Annotated in this window: 20 protein-coding genes; 3 read left to right on the top strand and 17 right to left on the bottom strand. The window is 69.8% G+C overall.

Annotated features, from left to right (window positions below; all coding sequences use genetic code 11):
- Positions 1 to 41 precede the first annotated feature (41 nt).
- The 5 genes from G4H71_RS01505 to G4H71_RS01525 form a co-directional block, all read right to left on the bottom strand.
- Positions 42 to 680 (bottom strand): DUF8020 domain-containing protein, encoded by a 639-nt coding sequence (locus G4H71_RS01505; RefSeq protein ID WP_072737646.1) that lies wholly within the window; start codon positions 678 to 680, stop codon positions 42 to 44.
- A gap of 71 nt (positions 681 to 751) precedes the next feature.
- Positions 752 to 1,153: a hypothetical protein gene (locus G4H71_RS01510; RefSeq protein WP_072737645.1), complete on the bottom strand. Its 402-nt coding sequence runs from the start codon at positions 1,151 to 1,153 to the stop codon at positions 752 to 754.
- Positions 1,150 to 1,962 carry an isoprenyl transferase gene (locus G4H71_RS01515; protein WP_072737821.1) on the bottom strand — a complete coding sequence of 271 codons (813 nt, stop codon included), beginning with the start codon at positions 1,960 to 1,962 and terminating at the stop codon, positions 1,150 to 1,152. The genes G4H71_RS01510 and G4H71_RS01515 overlap by 4 nt, the downstream gene beginning before the upstream one ends.
- On the bottom strand, positions 1,925 to 2,728 hold the full coding sequence (recO, locus tag G4H71_RS01520) for a DNA repair protein RecO (RefSeq protein ID WP_072737644.1): 804 nt from the start codon (positions 2,726 to 2,728) through the stop codon (positions 1,925 to 1,927). Before recO ends, G4H71_RS01515 begins: the two co-directional genes overlap by 38 nt.
- Before the next feature lie 56 nt (positions 2,729 to 2,784).
- Entirely contained in the window at positions 2,785 to 3,450 is a 666-nt protein-coding gene (locus tag G4H71_RS01525) for a pyridoxamine 5'-phosphate oxidase family protein (RefSeq protein WP_072737643.1), read from the bottom strand.
- Positions 3,451 to 3,528: 78 nt separating this feature from the next.
- Here G4H71_RS01525 and pdxR point away from each other — a divergent pair, with 78 nt between their 5' ends.
- Positions 3,529 to 5,001 carry a MocR-like pyridoxine biosynthesis transcription factor PdxR gene (pdxR, locus tag G4H71_RS01530; RefSeq protein ID WP_072737642.1) on the top strand — a complete coding sequence of 491 codons (1,473 nt, stop codon included), beginning with the start codon at positions 3,529 to 3,531 and terminating at the stop codon, positions 4,999 to 5,001.
- A gap of 45 nt (positions 5,002 to 5,046) precedes the next feature.
- On the opposite strand, the gene G4H71_RS01535 is transcribed toward pdxR, so the two are convergent.
- The gene (locus tag G4H71_RS01535; RefSeq protein ID WP_072737641.1) at positions 5,047 to 5,961 is read right to left on the bottom strand and encodes a siderophore-interacting protein; all 915 of its coding nucleotides are present in this window, start codon (positions 5,959 to 5,961) and stop codon (positions 5,047 to 5,049) included.
- Between the two features lie 86 nt (positions 5,962 to 6,047).
- On the bottom strand, positions 6,048 to 6,779 hold the full coding sequence (locus tag G4H71_RS01540; RefSeq protein WP_072737820.1) for an alpha/beta fold hydrolase: 732 nt from the start codon (positions 6,777 to 6,779) through the stop codon (positions 6,048 to 6,050).
- A 298-nt stretch (positions 6,780 to 7,077) separates the two neighbouring features.
- Between G4H71_RS01540 and G4H71_RS01545 the strand changes: the two genes are divergently transcribed.
- Positions 7,078 to 7,710, top strand: coding sequence for an MSMEG_1061 family FMN-dependent PPOX-type flavoprotein (locus G4H71_RS01545; protein ID WP_072737640.1), 633 nt, complete (start codon positions 7,078 to 7,080; stop codon positions 7,708 to 7,710).
- A 40-nt stretch (positions 7,711 to 7,750) separates the two neighbouring features.
- On the opposite strand, the gene G4H71_RS01550 is transcribed toward G4H71_RS01545, so the two are convergent.
- The 10 genes from G4H71_RS01550 to hrcA form a co-directional block, all read right to left on the bottom strand.
- Positions 7,751 to 8,734, bottom strand: a complete 984-nt coding sequence (locus tag G4H71_RS01550) for an iron-siderophore ABC transporter substrate-binding protein (protein WP_072737639.1) — start codon at positions 8,732 to 8,734, stop codon at positions 7,751 to 7,753.
- 54 nt (positions 8,735 to 8,788) lie between these two features.
- The gene (gene era, locus G4H71_RS01555) at positions 8,789 to 9,706 is read right to left on the bottom strand and encodes a GTPase Era (protein WP_072737638.1); all 918 of its coding nucleotides are present in this window, start codon (positions 9,704 to 9,706) and stop codon (positions 8,789 to 8,791) included.
- Between the two features lie 2 nt (positions 9,707 to 9,708).
- Positions 9,709 to 10,065, bottom strand: a complete 357-nt coding sequence (locus G4H71_RS01560; RefSeq protein ID WP_072737637.1) for a cytidine deaminase-like protein — start codon at positions 10,063 to 10,065, stop codon at positions 9,709 to 9,711.
- Positions 10,062 to 11,366 carry a hemolysin family protein gene (locus G4H71_RS01565; RefSeq protein WP_072737636.1) on the bottom strand — a complete coding sequence of 435 codons (1,305 nt, stop codon included), beginning with the start codon at positions 11,364 to 11,366 and terminating at the stop codon, positions 10,062 to 10,064. The genes G4H71_RS01560 and G4H71_RS01565 overlap by 4 nt, the downstream gene beginning before the upstream one ends.
- A gap of 12 nt (positions 11,367 to 11,378) precedes the next feature.
- Positions 11,379 to 11,921 (bottom strand): rRNA maturation RNase YbeY, encoded by a 543-nt coding sequence (ybeY, locus tag G4H71_RS01570; protein ID WP_072737635.1) that lies wholly within the window; start codon positions 11,919 to 11,921, stop codon positions 11,379 to 11,381.
- Positions 11,922 to 11,958: 37 nt separating this feature from the next.
- The gene (locus G4H71_RS01575; protein ID WP_083342876.1) at positions 11,959 to 12,957 is read right to left on the bottom strand and encodes a PhoH family protein; all 999 of its coding nucleotides are present in this window, start codon (positions 12,955 to 12,957) and stop codon (positions 11,959 to 11,961) included.
- Between the two features lie 134 nt (positions 12,958 to 13,091).
- Positions 13,092 to 13,919, bottom strand: a complete 828-nt coding sequence (locus G4H71_RS01580; RefSeq protein ID WP_083342877.1) for an alpha/beta hydrolase family protein — start codon at positions 13,917 to 13,919, stop codon at positions 13,092 to 13,094.
- Between the two features lie 10 nt (positions 13,920 to 13,929).
- On the bottom strand, positions 13,930 to 14,691 hold the full coding sequence (locus G4H71_RS01585; RefSeq protein ID WP_072737633.1) for a 16S rRNA (uracil(1498)-N(3))-methyltransferase: 762 nt from the start codon (positions 14,689 to 14,691) through the stop codon (positions 13,930 to 13,932).
- A gap of 3 nt (positions 14,692 to 14,694) precedes the next feature.
- On the bottom strand, positions 14,695 to 15,846 hold the full coding sequence (dnaJ, locus tag G4H71_RS01590) for a molecular chaperone DnaJ (protein WP_072737632.1): 1,152 nt from the start codon (positions 15,844 to 15,846) through the stop codon (positions 14,695 to 14,697).
- Positions 15,847 to 15,982: 136 nt separating this feature from the next.
- Positions 15,983 to 17,026, bottom strand: coding sequence for a heat-inducible transcriptional repressor HrcA (gene hrcA / locus G4H71_RS01595; RefSeq protein WP_072737631.1), 1,044 nt, complete (start codon positions 17,024 to 17,026; stop codon positions 15,983 to 15,985).
- Positions 17,027 to 17,165: 139 nt separating this feature from the next.
- Here hrcA and G4H71_RS01600 point away from each other — a divergent pair, with 139 nt between their 5' ends.
- On the top strand, positions 17,166 to 17,489 hold the full coding sequence (locus tag G4H71_RS01600; RefSeq protein ID WP_072737630.1) for a type II toxin-antitoxin system VapB family antitoxin: 324 nt from the start codon (positions 17,166 to 17,168) through the stop codon (positions 17,487 to 17,489).

Genomic DNA, 17,489 nt, shown 5'->3' on the forward strand with positions numbered 1-17,489 from the left:
GGAGCCTTCCCGACGGCCGGGCTCTCACCCGGCGAGGTGGATCAGGGCTGCCCGGTGAGGTACTGGTAGCCCGCATCGATCAGCGGCTGCCCACCGGTGTTGACCAGACCGATCGCACCGCCCACGGCCGCGCCGATCAGCACGCCCGGGATGCACCCGACGAACACACCCACGACACACCCGATCGCGAGGCCGACGGCCGCACCGATCGCGGCACCGACTCCACCGCCGAAGGATGCCTTGTTCAGCTCGTCGCTGAATCGCTGTGCCGAATTGATGTCGGACAACGCGAGCGACGTCGCAGCCGGGCTCGCCTGCGCGGGATCGGTGTCCGGTGTGAGGGTGAGAGTGCGGCCCTCGTCGCCGAGCAGCGGCGCGATCGAGAACTCGGAGTCGTCGATCCGGTAGGTCAGCGGGATCGAGCCGACGACGACACCCTCGCCGCTCACGACCTCGACCACGTCGTCGGTGCGGTCGAGCCGGAACACTCCGGCGTCGAGCACGGTGACGACCTTCGTGCCGGTCTCGTCGAGCCCGGTCCGGTACTCCACACCCTGGTCTTCGCCCTGCACCAGCGCCGGCGGCTGTTCGGCGGCCGGCTCCGCGTGCGCGACTCCCGCCGTCGCACCCAGTGCGGCGATCGAAAGCAACGCCGTCGCAGCAGTTTTCCTCGAGAACATGTCACTCCCCCGATCGGGACCCGAGCCGAGTGCCCGGGCGTCCGGAGAACTCTAGCCCGAAATCTCCCGTTTCACGGAACCAGGCCCTGACGAGCGGTATCCGCTCCGGCGAGGACGAGCAACAGCATCGTGGTCAACGCGTCCTCGTCGAGCCCCGCCGCCGGAAAGGCATAGCGCAGAACGACGTCCAGGTAGCGTCCGTGCCCGAAGGCCGAGATCGAGCCGAACTGCACCGCACCGTTGCGTTCGGCCACCTTCTTGTGCAACGTCGCGCTGATCGGCCGGTCCCAGGCCAGCACGCACGTCATCGACAGCACGTCGAGACCGTCGGACAGGTGGACTGCCGTGACCGAGCACAGTGCCCCGGCGTAGTCGAAGCTCAGTGAGCCGTCCTCCGCGGTGCCGACGTCCACGTACTTCGCGAGGACGTCCGCCGCGCGCTGCTGCAACTGTGCGGCACCGTCGCCGCTCATCCCTTGACCCCACCGAATCGGCGGTCACGCTGTGCGTACTCGAGGCAGGCCGCCCAGAGGTCACGGCGGTCGAAGTCCGGGAACAGCTTCTCCTGGAAGACCATCTCGGCGTAAGCCGACTGCCAGAGCAGGAAATTCGAGGTGCGCTGCTCCCCGGAGGGGCGCAGGAACAGGTCCACATCGGGCATGTCGGGCTCGTCCAGGTAGCGGGCGACGGTGGCTTCGGTGACCTTGTCCGGATCCAGGAGCCCGGCTGCGGCCCGGCGGGCGATCTCCCGCGCCGCATCGGCGAGTTCGGCACGTCCCCCGTAGTTGACGCACATCGTCAGCGTCATCACGGTGTTGTCCTTCGTCAGGTCCTCGGCGATCTCGAGCTCCTTGACGACGCTGCGCCACAGGCGGGGACGACGCCCGGCCCACCGCACCCGGACGCCCATCTCGTTCATCTCGTCCCGCCTGCGCCGGATGACGTCCCGGTTGAATCCCATGAGGAACCGCACCTCGTCCGGGCTGCGCTTCCAGTTCTCGGTGGAGAACGCGTACGCCGAGAGCCACTCGACGCCCATCTCGATGCAGCCGCAGACCGTGTCCATGAGGACGGCCTCGCCACGCTCGTGGCCGGCGGTGCGGGGCAGGCCGCGTTCCTGCGCCCAGCGCCCGTTTCCGTCCATCACCAGCGCGACGTGCCGCGGCACGAACTCCGCGGGGATGAGCGGCGGGCGAGCTCCGGACGGGTGCGGATCCGGCGGCCGGATCTGCCGTGCCGCGGCGTCAGGCCGAGGTTCGCGTCGTCGAATCACGGTCCCCATCCTGCCTGACATCCTCCGGCCGGACGGCATGCGGGCGGGCGCGCTCGATGAGCGGGAGAGTGCGCAGCTGACGTTCGAGGTGCCACTGCAGATGAGCCGCGGTGAGCCCGCTCGCCTGCCTGCGGTGGGCGGGATCGGCCCGGTCCACCGCCGCCCAGTCCCCACGGACCAGGGCGTCCATCAGTTCGAGTACCCCCGGCGACGGAGTGGCCGCACCCGGCGGACGGCAGTGCACACACACCGCTCCCCCGGCGGCGACGTGGAACGCCCGGTGCGGGCCGGGCGCGGCACACCGGGCACAGTCCTCGATCGCGGGCGCCCACCCGGCGAAGCCCATCGCGCGCAGCAGGAAGGCGTCGAGGATCAACTCGGGGTCACGGCGGTGTTCGGCGATGGCCCCGAGCGCGCCGACGGTCAGGTGGTGCAGCCGGGGCGCGGGGGCGCGCTCCTCGCCCGCGAGTCGTTCCGCGGTCTCGAGAATCGCGCATGCCGTCGTGTACCGGCCGTAGTCGTCGACGAGGTCGGTGGCGAACGCGTCCAGCGTCTGCACCTGGGTGACGACGTCGAGGTTGCGTCCCGGGTACAGCTGGACGTCCACGTGCGCGAAGGGCTCGAGTCGCGCCCCGAACTTGGACCGGGTGCGCCGCACCCCCTTGGCGACGGCGCGCACCAGACCGTGCTGCCTGGTGAGCAGCGTGATGATGCGGTCGGCCTCGCCGAGCTTGTGCTGACGCAGCACCACCGCGTTGTCCCGGTACAACCTCACCGATCCAGTCTCCCACGCTGCGCCGCGTCCGCAGGCGACCCGCGCCGTGACGCGGGTCAGGGCCCGGTGTCTCCCGCCGCGGTCACGAATCCGGCGGCGCCCTCGACGAGCCTGCGTACCGAGTCCGGCACAGGGGCCTCGGAGTCGATCCAGGCAGCGGGTACCGGTGGATCGGCGACGGTGCGGAGCGGGACGACTCCGGCCCAGGCTCCGCCGGTGGTCACCGCGGGCCGGGTCGGCGGCGCGTCCCGCACCTTCACCGTCCAGCGATCCATCGTCAGCGCACAGGTGGCCGTCGCGGCACGTTCCTTCCGTGTCGTCGCCCGGACCTCGGTGCTACGACCCGGGACGAGCGCATCCGACATCGCCTCGAGCGCAGACACCTCGGCCTCCTCGCCGACATCGCGGAGAGTCCCGTGGACGACGGCCGACCGGTAGTTGGCCGAGGAGTCGAAGAGGTTGTCGGCCACGACGATTCCGTCGAGCATCATCACGGACAGCGCCGCCGGGGCACCGGCGCGTGCGTGCCGGAGTGCTCCCGCTCCCGTCGATCCGTGCAGGATCACGACGTCACCGATGCGCGCGTAGAGCATCGGCACCACCCAGGGCGTGCCGTCCGCGGCCACGGTGGCGAGCGTGCCGACCGCAGCCGCGTCCAGGACGGCGTAGAGGTCGGTGAGTTCATGCCTGGCCCTCTCGGGATGTCGTCGAATCGCGTTCACACGGTCACTCTCCCGCTATTACGGACTACCGACAACATCCGGATTCAGCTGATATCGATAGACCACTATGGTGGCCACATGGCACGCACCCCGGTCGCGGCACACGTCCCGCTCACGATCACCGACGACGGCACCCCCTTGCGTCACCGGATCGCCACGGGCCTGATCGCCGAGATCCGCGCCGGACGCCTGCAGTCCGGCGATCCCCTGCCCTCGACCCGCACCCTCGCCCTCCAACTCGGGGTGTCCCGCGGCCCGGTGGTGGAGGCTTTCGACGAACTGGTCGCCGCCGGCTATGTGATCGTCCGCCCCGGCTCGGGCACCCGCGTGGCCGCCGGTGCCGCCACCGCGGCTCGGGCACATGCCGATCCGCCGGTCCCCCTGCCTCGGAAACCCCTGCGCCGGCCGACACCCCCTCCCGCGCCGACGGAGGCCACCCGCGCCGCCCCGGAAGCACCGGCGTTCGATCTCGTTCCCGGCCACCCCGATCCCGGCCTGGTCTCGGTCCGGGACTGGCGTCGCGCATGGCGGTCCGCGGCGTCCGCTCCGATCGACGCAGGCGTCCCGGCGGCAGACGGGTGCGCGGAACTCCGCAACGCGCTCGCCCACCACCTGCGCCGCACCCGAGCGATCACGGCCCACCCGGACGAGATCGTCGTGGTGCCCGGGGTCTCGGCCGCTGTGCGAGCCCTCGCGGCCGCCGCCGGACTGCGGACGCACACGGTCGCCTTCGAGAACCCCGGATACACGCGGGCGCGGCGCATCCTGGAAGCGAGTGGGGTGCAGGTCCGATCGGTACCGGTGGACGCGGACGGCCTCGACCCACGACAGGTGCGCCCCTCCGATCGCGCCGTCTACTGCACACCGGCGCACCAGTATCCGACAGGTGCCCGAATGCCCGTCACGCGGCGCACGGAACTGGTGGACCGATGCCGCGAGACGGCCGCACTGGTCCTCGAAGACGACTACGACGGGGAGTTCCGCTACGGGGCGACGCCCCTGCCCGCGCTACGCAGTATCGACGGAGGCAGCGACTGCGTGGCCTACATCGGCACGGCATCGAAGATTCTCACCCCGTCGATCCGGATCGCCTGGGTCCTGCCGCCCCCACACCTGCTGTCCCGGCTTCGGGACGAGGTCGACGCCTCGGCCGAACGCCCCTGTGCGGTCACCGCTCTCGCCCTCGCACAGTTCGTGACCACCGATGCCCTGACCCGGCACCTCGCCCGCGCCGCCCGGACCTACTCGGCGCGCCGCACCGCCTTCGTCGACGCCCTGGAGCAGGTTCTTCCACCGGGAGTCGGCGTGAGCGGCATCGAGGCCGGGTTGCACGTGCTGCTCGACCTCCCCGCGGGAACCGACGATCGCGCTCTCGCCGACGACCTGGCCCGGCACGGGGTCGCCGTGCCCGCACTCTCGGCCTACGATCTCGACCGCACGGGGACGCCCGGACTGGTGTGCGGGTACGCCCGACTCCCGGAGACCAGCGCGGGCGACGCCGCCGGCCGCATCGCACACGCGGTGCGGCGGCACCTGCCGGTATCGCCGTGAGCGCTCACCCCGCCGAGTCGCTGCCATCCCCGCCCGCCGAGTTCGTCACGACACGCTCTCCCCGAGTTCGAGATCGGCCACCGCCGCGGGATCCGTGAGATCCACACCGTCGGCCATCGCGGCCCGATAGACGGTCAGCAACGTGGCGTCCCGCGTGTCGCTGCTCATCCCCGACTTCCAGTAGGCGGATGCGTGGAGATCGTCGGCGGCAACACCCAGTTCGGTGCGCACGAGCCTCCGGACGGCCCGCACCGCGTCGGCCTCGGCGGCGATCCACGCCTGGGTCCTTCCGGGATGTGGGGCGGTTCTCGACACGGCCTCGACCAGAGCACAGTCCGGGCCCGCACCCGCGGGGCCCACGATGCGGTGGATCGCTGCTCCCGGCCGGTCCGGCAACAACGCGTGATCGTCCTCGGCCGCAGCCTGGACGATCGCGGTCACCGCTACCTCGTCACCGAGGGACTCGAGGATCGCCGCTGCCGCTGGAAGTGCCGACGCGTCCGCGACGAGGAGATGGTGCACGACGCCGTCGCCCACCCAGAATTCGCGCCGCATGCCGGTGAGCACCACCTGCTCGCCGGGGTTCACCCGCCCCAGCCACTGCGCCGCCGCACCGTGATCGTGGACGGCGACGTCGAAGGTGAGCCGCCGGGCCTCGGCGTCGAAATACCGCACCGTGAACGCGCGCAGCACCGGCACCGCGGTTCCTTCGGGCCACTGCGGCATGCCGTCGGGGCCGGGTACCGGTGGTTCGACGTGGGCGTGGCCCTGCGCCGGGATCATGAGCTTGAAGGCGTCCGCCGGCCGTGGGCCGGCGTACTGATCGAGTCCTGGACCCTCGACCACCACACGATCGAAGCCACTCGTGATGCGCGTACGCGACACCACCTGGACGGGGACGGTGACGGGAGCACCCCCCGTTCGGGTCAGTTCGCGAATTCCCTGACGAATCGCCGTCATTACCCTTACCCTTCGTCGCCCAAAGGGCAGCCTAACCTATTTGGTTACCCGAGGTTGCCGACCCGAGGCGTCCAGGATCGAGACGATCAGCCGATCGAGAAGTCCACCGCCGCTCTCGCTGCGAACACATCGGTGTCGGCACCGGGCAGCGCCGCCAAGAATCCCGCAGGATCGTCGAAGTGGACGACATGACCGGTGTCGGCGACCGTCGTCACCTCGAATCCTCGCTTCCGCAACTCGTCGGCGCGCGCCTGCGGCACCAGTGCACTCGGATCGGCCAGCACCAGCACGGACGGAATGGTCGCGGTGTCCACCGGAGCCGCATCGAATCCGCCCAGACCGTCGAGGATTCCCGGATCCCAGTCGCGTAGCGCAGCGAGTTTGCGGCGGCGGCTCTCCGCGCTCCACCGGGGATGGTGCCGGGCCACGTCCTCGTCGGTCCACTGCTTCTGCCCGCGGAAGAACTGCACCACCTCGGGGTCGGCCGAGATCGTGAACGCCGGATCCTCGTACACGGCGAGGGCGGGCTCCAGGCGATCCACGGCGTGTGCGAGAACCAGTCCGCCGAGCGAATGCCCGATCGCCAGGGCGGGCCGGTGCGGCACCGCGCCGAGCACGGCATCCACGAGCGCGCCGATCGAGTACTCGTCGAGTGGGGAACTGCCACCGTGCCCGGGCAGGTCCACGGCGAGTACCCGGTACCCGCGCTCCGCGAGTGCCGGGCCCACCTGCCACCACGACTCGCTCGAGTTCCCGAGTCCGTGAATCAGCACGGCGACGTCGGGGCCGGCGCCCCATTTCCTCACGTGAACAGCCATGTGGGCAAGATACGAGTGCCGGAGCCGCGGCACAGCCTTTGCGATCATCCGGATTCCGAGCGCCGCCTCGCACACGAGAAAGGCCACGGACTCGTCGTCCGTGGCCCTCGACCGGCAATCCGCGGATCGCCGGGACGGTGCCCGCCAGTGCGCCTCTCGGCAAGTGGCCGCTCGAAGCGGCTGTTCTGGGGTGGTACCCGGGGCATGTCCGGACACCGTCACCCTCCTCAACGGCGCCCACCCGCGATCTATTCCGGGTAGGTACCCTCGCGTCCGACGACGACGAACGGAGCCACACGTGGACACCGGCACGGCCACCGCCGACCACACGATCAACACGCCGGAGGAACTCGAGCAGGTGCTCGGCGCCGCGCACCCGAAGATCCTCTCCAAGCACACGGACTTCACCACCCCGGCGATTCGTGACTTCATCTCGCAGGCCCGGTTCTTCGTCCTCGCGACCTCCGACGCCGACGGGAACTGCGACTGCTCGCCCCGGGGCGACATCACCCCACGCGCGCTCTTCCACGGTGACCGAACCCTGGTCATCCCGGACCGTCCCGGCAATCGGCGCGCCGATTCCTACCGGAACATCCTGTCGAATCCGCACGTCGGCGTGCTGTTCGTGGTTCCCGGCATCGACGAGGTGGTCCGGCTCAACGGGCGCGCGCATCTGACGGTCGATCCGGGCCTTCTCGCCGAGATGGCGATCGACGGCAAGCCCGCGACGCTCGGTGTCGTCGTCGAGATCGACGAAGTGTACGCGCACTGCGCCCGCGCCGTCCTCCGATCCCGGATGTGGGAGGCCGAGACCTGGCCGGAACCGTCCACGGTGCCCTCCATCCGCGAGATGGCCGCCGAACAGCATGCGGTCTCGGCCGGCGACGACCCGCGTAGCCGCCAGGAGGAGTACCGCAAGTATCTCTACTGACCTGTTCCGGAGCCTGTTCCCGGGCCTGTTCCCGGGGCCGCTACCGGCCCTCGACCCGCTCGGCGAGCAGCGGCACCACCGTCTCGAGCGCGTACCGGATGGACAACACCGAGTTGGTCGAATAGGAGCGGGCGACTTCCGGAGAATCGAACACGACGTACCGCCCGTCCTGGACGGCAGGGATCGCCTGGAACAGCGGAGTGTCCTCGACCTCTCGAGCCGTGCGCTGGATCGGGAAGACGATCACCATGTCGGCGTCGAGGACACCCAGGTTCTCCTCCGCGACGGGAACCGAGAACGTGACGGCCGCGAGGTCGTCGATGGTGGGGTTCTGCACGAAACCGAGCTTCCTGACGAACTGGACCCGCTCGGTGTCGGCGGTGTAGGCACCCCACCCGGCACCGGACCTCGCGGCCACTGTCGCCGACCTGCCCGCGAACTCCGGATGCGCTGCCGCGGCGTCGGCGAAACGCCGATCCAGGTCGGCGAGCAGTTCTGCCCCGGCCTCGGGCATGCCCAGTGCCGTCGAGACGAGTTCGACCTGCTGCTCCGCCGTGGTCTTGAAGTTGTCTGCGCCCTCGGGGAGCCCGATCGTGGGCGCGATCTTCGACAGCAGTTCGTACCTCTCCCGGTCTCCCGCGCTCTTGGTGTCGAGGATGAGATCCGGTGCCAGTGCGGCGATCTGCTCGTACGACGGTTCTAGGGTGCCGATGATCTCCGGCTCGTCCTCGTAGATCCCCTCGGCCCACGGGCCCACTCCGGCACCGCCGAAGTCCACCCAGTCGCTGGCACCGACCGGCGGGACCCCGAGCGCGAGTGCCGTCTCCGCGTCGCCCCAACCGATCGCCACGACGCGGGTGGGTGTGGATTCGACGGTCACGTCACCGAACTTGCCCGCGACCGTCACCGGGAACGCGGAATCCGGCGCCCCGTCGGGACCGTCGACCTCGGTGGGGCTGCCGGAGCACCCCGCGACCGCGACCACGAACAGCACCAGCAGCGACGCCCACTTCCTCGAAACCATGAGGGCAGCCTAACCACGGCCTCGTGACAGCGGGCCGGCCGCCCGCCTGCCGACTCAGAATCCGAGGCGGCCCAACTGTTTCGGGTCGCGTTGCCACTCCTTGGCCACCTTCACGTGCAGATCCAGGAAGATCTTCGTGCCGAGGATCTTCTCGATCTGGCCACGCGCACGGGTGCCGACGTCACGCAATCGCGCGCCGCCCTTCCCGATGACGATGCCCTTCTGACTGGATCGTTCGACGTAGAGGATGGCGTGCACGTCGAGCATCGGACCCTGCTTCTCCGTGCGTCCCTCCCGCTCCACGATCTCCTCGATGACCACGGCCAACGAGTGCGGCAGCTCCTCGCCGAGCCCCTCGAGTGCCGCCTCCCGGATGAGCTCGGCCATGAGGGTCTCCTCCGGCTCGTCGGTGAGCTCACCGTCCGGATAGAACGCCGGCCCGGGCTCCATCTTCGACGCCAGCACGTCCACGAGGACCTCGACCTGCTCCCCCTTCGTCGCGGACACCGGCACCACATCCGCGTCCGGGCCGAGCAGCTCGGAGACCGCGAGCAACTGGGCCGCCACCTGCTCCTTGCCCGCCTTGTCGATCTTGGTGACGATTCCGACGATCGCCGTCCTCGGCGCGATCTGCTTGACCTGCCGCACGATCCACCGATCGCCGGGACCGATCTTCTCGTCGGCCGGGATGCAGATGCCGATGAGGTCGACCTCGGAATAGGTGTCCTTGACGAGGTCGTTGAGGCGCTGCCCGAGCAGGGTGCGCGGCCGGTGCAGCCCCGGCGTGTCCACCAGGATCAACTGGGCGTGGGGTCGATGCACGATGCCGCGAATCGTGTGCCGGGTGGTCTGCGGCCGCGACGAGGTGATCGCGATCTTGCTGCCGACCAGCGCGTTCGTCAGCGTCGACTTGCCGGTGTTCGGCCGGCCGACGAAACATACGAAGCCGGAACGGAACTCGTCGTTACTCATGGTCACTCCTGGTTCGTCCGGATCGTCTGGACCGTGCCGTCCACAGCGGCGAACACGATGTAGGTGTCGGGGCTCACGTCGTGCAGTGCGGTGACGCCCGCGTCCGTCCCGGGGGCCGCGTCCCCCGGCGATTCCCCGACGACGGCCGCGGCTTCGAACGCCGTGGCGCCACTCGACACCGCGACCGCGACCGCGGCCTGCAACGCCGACAGGGTCAGGCTGGGCAACGTCACGTCGGCGGCGGCGTACGTGCGGCCGTCGGTGTCCCGCACGGCCGCACCCCGGCGGCCGCCGGTGCGGGCGAGCGCGGCGCGCGCCAGCACGATCAGTGTGCCGTCCTCGGCATCCAGCTCGGTCATTCCGATTCTCCCGCCGACGATTCCGCCACGTCCGCGGGCGCCCGCTCGACGAACACCGTGCTGATACGCACCCGTCCCCGCATGTCCGCCGACCCCTCGCCGCGCAGCCGCAGCCCGTGGGAGACGACCTCGGAACCCGGCAGGGGCACCCGGCCCAGCTCGTAGCCGATCAGGCCGCCCACGGTGTCGACCTCGTCGTTGTCGAGGTCGACGTGGAACAGTTCACCCAGGTCCTCCAGGGGCAGGCGCGCGGACACCCGGTACGTGCCGTCGCCGAGGTCCTCGACCGGAGGCGTCTCGTCCATGTCGTACTCGTCGGCGATCTCCCCGACGATCTCCTCGATGAGGTCCTCGATAGTGACCAGCCCGGCGACCCCGCCGTACTCGTCGACCAGAACCGCCATGTGGTTCCGGTCGCGCTGCATGTCGGCCAGCAGGGTGTCCAACGGCTTCGAGTCCGGGACGAACACCGCCGGCCGCATGACCTCGCCGACCTGGACGCTGCGCCCGCCGTCGCGGGAGTAGTACGTCTGCTGCACCAGGTCCTTGAGGTAGACCACGCCGAGGATGTCGTCCACGTTCTCCCCGACGACCGGAATCCGCGAGTGACCGCTGCGCACCGCGAGAGACGTGGCCTGCCCGGCGCTCTTGTCCGCCTCGATCCACACCATCTCCGTGCGGGGCACCATGACCTCGCGGGCGGTCGTGTCGCCCAGTTCGAAGACCGACTGGATCATGCGCCGCTCGTCGTCGGCCACGACTCCGCGTTCCTGGGCCATGTCCACGAGTTCGCGCAGCTCGATCTCGGAGGCGAAGGGGCCGTTGCGGAATCCGCGGCCCGGGGTGAGTGCGTTGCCGATCATGATGAGCAGCTTGCTGATCGGGCCGAGGAGTATCCCGATCACGTGGAGCGGCAGCGAGGCTGCCAGCGCCAGCGTGTAGGCGTGTTGACGGCCCAGGGTGCGCGGGCCGACACCGATGACCAGATAGTCGACGAGCACCATGATCACCGCGGTCCAGAACAGGGCCCACGCCGGTTCGAGCAGATCCATCAGGCCCCCGACGAGCACGACCGTCGCGGTGATCTCGCACAGGATGCGCAACAGGACCGTGAGATTCACGTAGCGCGGGCGGTCGTCGAGTATGCGCAGCAGCCGTCTCGCGCCGGCCCGGCCGTCCTTCGCCATCTCCTCGACCCGGGCCGGGGAAATCGTGTTGAGGGCGGAGTCGACGGCGGCGAACAGCCCGCCGAGCGGAACGAGCGCGATGGCGAGGGCGATCAGCGCGGGAGCACTGTCCACGTCGGTCCGCCCCTACTGCTCGGGGCTGTCGAAGAAGCCGGCCTTGCCGAGCAGCTTCTGGTCCCGGGCAGCGAGTTCGGCATCCCGCTCGGCGCGGCGCAGATCCTCGTACCACTCGTCGAGCAGCCGATTCTGCAGGCCGAACATCTCCTTCTCCTCGTCCGGCTCGGCGTGGTCGTACCCGAGCAGGTGGAGCACGCCGTGCACGGTGAGGAGCGCGAGTTCGTGGCCGAGTGGATGCCCTGCCGTTGCCGCCTGATCGGCCGCGAACGACGGGCACAGCACGATGTCCCCGAGCATGGACGGCCCGGGCTCCGGCGCGTCCGGACGCCCACCCGGTTCCAGCTCGTCCATGGGGAAGGACATGACGTCGGTGGGGCCGGGCAGATCCATCCAGCGCAGGTGCAGATCCGCCATCGTCGCCGAGTCGACGAGCACCATGGACAGCTCCGCGGCCGGATGGACGTCCATCCGGGCGATCACGAACCGGGCGACGCTGACCAACTCCTCCTCGGAGACGTCCATACCCGATTCGTTCGAGACCTCGATGCTCATGTGTGTCGCTCTCTCCTGATTCCTGCGGCACTCCACCTTACCGACGCGGGGATCGGGACTGCGCGGCCCGGCGCTGAGCGCGATTGCCCACCTGGACCTCGTGTGCCGAGGACTCGTGACGGTCGTAGGCGTCGACGATCTCGGAGACCAGCCGATGCCGGACGACGTCGCTGCTGTCGAGCCGGGAGAAGTGGATTCCGTCGATGTCGTCGAGGATCTCCGTCGCCGCCCGCAGACCTGAACGCGCGCCACCGGGAAGGTCGACCTGGGTGATGTCGCCGGTGACGACGACCTTCGAGCCGAAGCCGAGGCGGGTGAGGAACATCTTCATCTGCTCGGCGGTCGTGTTCTGGGCCTCGTCGAGAATGATGAATGCGTCGTTGAGGGTGCGTCCACGCATGTACGCGAGTGGGGCAACCTCGATCACGCCCGCCTGCATCAACTTGGGAATCGACTCCGCGTCCATCATGTCGTGGAGCGCATCGTGCAGGGGCCGCAGGTACGGATCGATCTTCTCGTGCAGGGTGCCGGGCAGGAAGCCGAGACGCTCACCCGCCTCGACCGCCGGCCGGGTCAGGATGATTCTCGACACCTGCTTGGACTGCAGCGCCTGCACCGCCTTGGCCATCGCGAGATAGGTCTTGCCGGTGCCGGCAGGGCCCACTCCGAACACGATGGTGTTCGTGTCGATCGCGTCGACGTAGCGTTTCTGGTTGAGCGTCTTGGGCCGGATGGTCTTGCCACGCCGGGACAGGATGTCCAGGGTGAGTACCTCCGCCGGGGACTCGCCCACCCCCTGGGTGAGCATGCCGACCGTGCGGCGGACCGCGTCCGGGGACAGCTGCTGACCGCCGCCGACCACCGCGGTCAACTCACTGATCACGCGCTCGGCGAGCGCCACGTCGGCGGGCGTCCCGGTGAGGGTGAAGGAATTGCCGCGAACATGTACGTCGGCATCGAGTACTCGTTCGAGTGCGCGGAGGTTCTCGTCGGACGAACCGAGGAGCGCCGGCACGACTTCCGGGGCGAGGTCCATACTGGACCGGACTGTCCGCTGGGCGGGGCCGGCGGCCGATTCGTCGATGTCGCTGTGTTCCCTCACGTGTTGGCTATGGCCTGCTTTCTGCGCTCGCGAGATCCCGATTGTGAGATTTCCCTGTCCTGCCGAGTCTAGCGGTCGGGCCCCGGCACGCCCACCGGATTCTGCTCGGGGAGAAACGCGCCGGCGGCCCGGACCGCGCTCCCGAAATCGGGGGCCAGCAGTGCGGCTCGGGACAACTGCCACGGCGTACTGCCCGGGGTGAGGAAGGCGAAGTGATCCTCCCCGTCCACCAGGCGCAGCGCGGCCCGGTCCCCTGCCTCGACGGCCGCGGACACGTAGCGACGGCTCACCGCCTCGGGGACCTGGACGTCCTCGGTGCCGTGCAGACACAGCACCGGCGTGCCTGCCGGGAGCCGGTGCTGTGGGCTCGCCGACCGGTACACCGCGGGATCGTCCCGATAGCTCGTTCCGAACATCTCCTCGATGTAGCCGATCCGGCGTCCACGTTCCGCCGCGGACGCGAGGTCGAGCGCACCGGCCTGGGACACCACCCACTCGGGGCGGAGCCGCCCACCGCGCTGCCCGGCCAGCCACACCGCCAGTTGTCCGCCCGCGGAGTGACCGACGACCCGGATCCGATCGAGGTCGAGAGGCACGGAAGACGCGGCCGCGACCGGCCCGGCGAGGGCCTCGAACGCGGACACGACGTCCTGGGACATCTCCGGCCAGAGTCCGCCCGCACCGAGCCGCCGGTACTCGATGTTCCACACCGCGACGCCGTGATGCGCGAGATCGCGCGCGAACGGCGTCTCGACGGCGAGTCCGTACCTGGCCTGCCAGAATCCTCCGTGGATCACCGTCACCACCGGGACCGGGCCGGCCTGCGGGGTGCGTGGCGGATAGAAGTGACCGAACTGCTCGGGCGCGTCGCCGTAGCGGACCTTGATGCGCGTCACCGTCGACTCCTCACGTGAGTGGGGCAGCTGCCCAGCGGTCGGTGAGGACGCCGATCGCCCCGAGCGCCACGGCCGCAGCGGTGGAAGTGCGGAGAACCTGTGGCCCCAGCAGCACCGGAACCGCGCCCACGGCCGTCAGGGCGGCGACCTCCTCCTCGGCGAGCCCGCCCTCGGGGCCGACGACGAGCATCATCTCCGGAACGTCCCGCAACGCCAGGTCGGCCAGGTGCTGCGACGCCCCCTCGTGCAGCACGGCGACGACGCCGCCGCGGCCGGCCACGTCGCGCACGGCGGCGACGACATCCGGTGTGCGGTGCACGTCCGCGACCTCGGGGACTCTCGCGCGTCGGGACTGCTTGGCGGCGGCGGCCGCGGCGTTGCGCCACCGGGTCACTCCCTTGACCGCCTTGGGCCCTTCCCATCGAGCCACGCACCGGGCGGACTGCCAGGGCACGAAGCCGTCGGCTCCCGCCTCCGTGGCGAGTTCCACGGCCAACTCGGAACGCTCCGCCTTGGGCAGCGCCTGGACGACGGTCACCGTCGGCGTGGCCACAGGCAGGCTGCGGCGACCGTCGATCCGTACGTCCAGCCGGTCCTTCGCCGCACCCACCACCTCGCCGTCGGCAACCTCGCCGCGCCCGTCCGCGAGCACCAGGCGCTCACCGACACCGATCCGGCGCACCGTGGCGGCATGACGCCCTTCGGGTCCGTCCAGGACGGCGACGGCACCCACCTCGGGCAGCGGATCCAGGAAGAAGACGGTGGCTGCCACCGGCTACCGGCCGGTGAAGGCTTCGCGCAGGCGGGAGAACAACCCGCCGGTGTTCTTCGACCCGCTGGTCACGACCTCGGCGACATCGCGCTCACGGACCGCGCGGAACTCCTCGAGGAGCTTGGACTCCTTGCCGTCGAGTCGCGACGGGACCACGACCTCGAGATGCGCGTACAGGTCGCCACGCACACCCGAGCGGAGCTTCGGCATCCCGTGCCCACGCAGGACCGTCTGCGATCCCGGCTGGGTACCGGGGTCGACCACGAGGGTCTCGGTGCCGTCGAGGATCGTCTCGACGGCGACGGTGGTGCCCAGTGCTGCATCGACCATCGGTACCCGCACGGTGCAGTGCAGATCCTCGCCGTCGCGCACGAACACGTCGTGCTGCTGCTCGACCACCTCGACGTACAGGTCGCCCGCCGGCCCACCGCCGGGGCCGACCTCGCCCTGCGCGGCCAGCCGGATACGCATCCCACCGGCGACACCCGCGGGAACCTTCACGGTGATGTCCCGCCGGGCACGCACGCGTCCGTCGCCGCCACACTTGCGGCACGGGTCCGGGATGACCTCACCGGCGCCGCGGCAGGTCGGGCAGGGCCGGGACGTCATGACCTGCCCGAGGAACGACCGCTGCACGGACTGGACCTCGCCCGCACCACCACACGTCTCACACCGCACGGGCTTGGAGTCGCCGTTGGTGCCGGAGCCGGTACACAGGTCGCACAGGATCGCGGTGTCCACGGTGACCTGCTTGGTGATCCCGGTCGCGCACTCCTCGAGCGTGAGTTTGGTGCGCAGTAGCGAGTCGGCACCGGGCTGCACTCGGCCGCGCGGGCCGCGACCTGCGGTGCCGCCGCCACCGAAGAACGCCTCGAACACGTCGCCGAGGCCGCCCCCGAAACCACCACCGAAGCCCGCGCCCCCGGCGCCGCCGCCGTTGGACATCGGATCTCCGCCGAGATCGACGATGCGCCGCTTCTCCGGGTCCGAGAGCACCTCGTAGGCGGTGGAGATCTCCTTGAATCGCGTCTGCGCCGCCTCGTCCGGGTTCACATCGGGATGCAACTCCCGCGCGAGCTTGCGGTAGGCGCGCTTGATCTCCTGATCCGTCGCCTTCGGATCGACTCCGAGCGTTGCGTAGTAATCCCGTGCCACGTCGTTCTACTCGTCCTTCTCTGTACTGCGCTTGGTGTTCTGTCCGTGATGTTCTCTGTGCTGCACTCGGTGTTCGGTACCGGCATGTTCTGTACCGGCAGGTTTTGTATCAGTGCTGCCCTGCCGGGGGCCGCCGTCACCGCTCGGCCAGCACCTGCCCGATATATCTCGCAACGGCCGCGACCGAGGCGATTGTTCCCGGATAGTCCATTCTGGTGGGTCCGAGCACGCCCATACCCCCCAGGACGGTCCCTGCCGCACCGTACCCGGTGGAGATGACCGACGTCGTGCGCATCTGCTCGGCCTCGTTCTCCTCGCCGATCCGCACCATGACCGTCCCGGAATCCTGCGCGGCTGCGAGCAGCTTGAGGACCACCACCTGCTCCTCGAGCGCCTCGAGCACGGATCGGAGTGATCCGGGGAACCCGCCCAGCCCCGCGAAATCCGCGGCGTTGCGGGTGAGATTGGCCGTCCCGCCGAGCACCAGGCGCTCCTCGGGGTGTTCGACCAGGGTCTCCACCAGGACCGTCGCCGAGCGCACCACCGGATCGCGGAGATCCTCGGGGGCTTCCTCCGCGAGCTCGGACACCGCGATCGACGCTGCCGCCAGCCGCTTGCCCTCGAGCGCGGTCCCCAGCAGCATCTTGAGCCGCGCGAGGTCTTCGTCGTCGATCACGTCGCCGAGTTCGACGATGCGCTGGTCGACTCGACCGGTGTCCGTGATCAACACCAGGAGCAGGCGAGCGGGGGTGAGTGCGACGACCTCGAGATGCCGTACCGAGGACGCCGACAGCGTGGGGTACTGGACGACGGCGACCTGCCGGGTGAGTTGGGCCAGCAACCGGACGCCACGGCGCAACACGTCGTCGAGATCGACCCCGGACTCGAGGAAGTCGAGGATTGCGCGGCGTTCCGCGGACGACAGCGGCTTGACGTCGGCGATCCGGTCGACGAACTGCCGGTACCCCTTGTCCGTGGGCACCCGGCCCGAGCTGGTGTGCGGCTGGACGATGTAGCCCTCCTTCTCGAGGGCCGCCATGTCGTTGCGCACCGTCGCGCTCGACACCCCGAGATTGTGGCGCTCGACCAGCGCCTTGGAGCCGACGGGTTCCTTGGTGGAGACGTAATCGGCCACGATGGCGCGAAGAACCTCGAATCGCCTGTCGTCCGTGCTCGACACCTGTCACCACCTCCGATTCCGACCGGTTCCGCGCCGTGTCCCTGCACCATCGGCTCGATCCAGTCTAGTCGCCTCCTGCAGAAGAACCCGGTGAGGCCTTACTGTGGTCCGGTCCCCACCGCACCGCTTCGAGGAATGCATGATTTTCAAAGGCGTCATGGACGGCAAGCCGTATCCCGACCACGGGTTGTCGCTGCGCGACTGGTCCAAGATTCCGCCGCGTCAGGTTCGCCTCGACGAGATCGTCACCACCACCAAGGTCCTCGAACTCGACCGGCTGCTGTCCGAGGACTCGACGTTCTACGGCGACCTGTTCCCGCACGCGGTGCAGTGGAAGGGCGTGCTCTACCTCGAGGACGGCCTGCACCGTGCCGTGCGTTCCGCGCTGCGTAACCGCGTCGTCCTGCATGCGCGGGTGTTCGACCTCGACGAGATGGCCGGGATCATCGCCGGGGCGGGCTGA

Source organism: Rhodococcus triatomae (assembly GCF_014217785.1).
GTDB classification, from domain to species: Bacteria; Actinomycetota; Actinomycetes; order Mycobacteriales; family Mycobacteriaceae; genus Rhodococcus_F; species Rhodococcus_F triatomae.

What these genes read in the sequence shown, in the direction of transcription:
- G4H71_RS01505 (WP_072737646.1), bottom strand. Translation starts at nt 680, where the DNA reads ATGTTCTCGAGGAAAACTGCTGCGACGGCGTTGCTTTCGATCGCCGCA.
- G4H71_RS01510 (WP_072737645.1), bottom strand. Translation starts at nt 1,153, where the DNA reads ATGAGCGGCGACGGTGCCGCACAGTTGCAGCAGCGCGCGGCGGACGTC.
- G4H71_RS01515 (WP_072737821.1), bottom strand. Translation starts at nt 1,962, where the DNA reads ATGGGGACCGTGATTCGACGACGCGAACCTCGGCCTGACGCCGCGGCA.
- pdxR (WP_072737642.1), top strand. Translation starts at nt 3,529, where the DNA reads ATGGCACGCACCCCGGTCGCGGCACACGTCCCGCTCACGATCACCGAC.
- G4H71_RS01535 (WP_072737641.1), bottom strand. Translation starts at nt 5,961, where the DNA reads ATGACGGCGATTCGTCAGGGAATTCGCGAACTGACCCGAACGGGGGGT.
- G4H71_RS01540 (WP_072737820.1), bottom strand. Translation starts at nt 6,779, where the DNA reads ATGGCTGTTCACGTGAGGAAATGGGGCGCCGGCCCCGACGTCGCCGTG.
- G4H71_RS01550 (WP_072737639.1), bottom strand. Translation starts at nt 8,734, where the DNA reads ATGGTTTCGAGGAAGTGGGCGTCGCTGCTGGTGCTGTTCGTGGTCGCG.
- era (WP_072737638.1), bottom strand. Translation starts at nt 9,706, where the DNA reads ATGAGTAACGACGAGTTCCGTTCCGGCTTCGTATGTTTCGTCGGCCGG.
- G4H71_RS01560 (WP_072737637.1), bottom strand. Translation starts at nt 10,065, where the DNA reads ATGACCGAGCTGGATGCCGAGGACGGCACACTGATCGTGCTGGCGCGC.
- ybeY (WP_072737635.1), bottom strand. Translation starts at nt 11,921, where the DNA reads ATGAGCATCGAGGTCTCGAACGAATCGGGTATGGACGTCTCCGAGGAG.
- G4H71_RS01575 (WP_083342876.1), bottom strand. Translation starts at nt 12,957, where the DNA reads ATGGACCTCGCCCCGGAAGTCGTGCCGGCGCTCCTCGGTTCGTCCGAC.
- G4H71_RS01600 (WP_072737630.1), top strand. Translation starts at nt 17,166, where the DNA reads ATGATTTTCAAAGGCGTCATGGACGGCAAGCCGTATCCCGACCACGGG.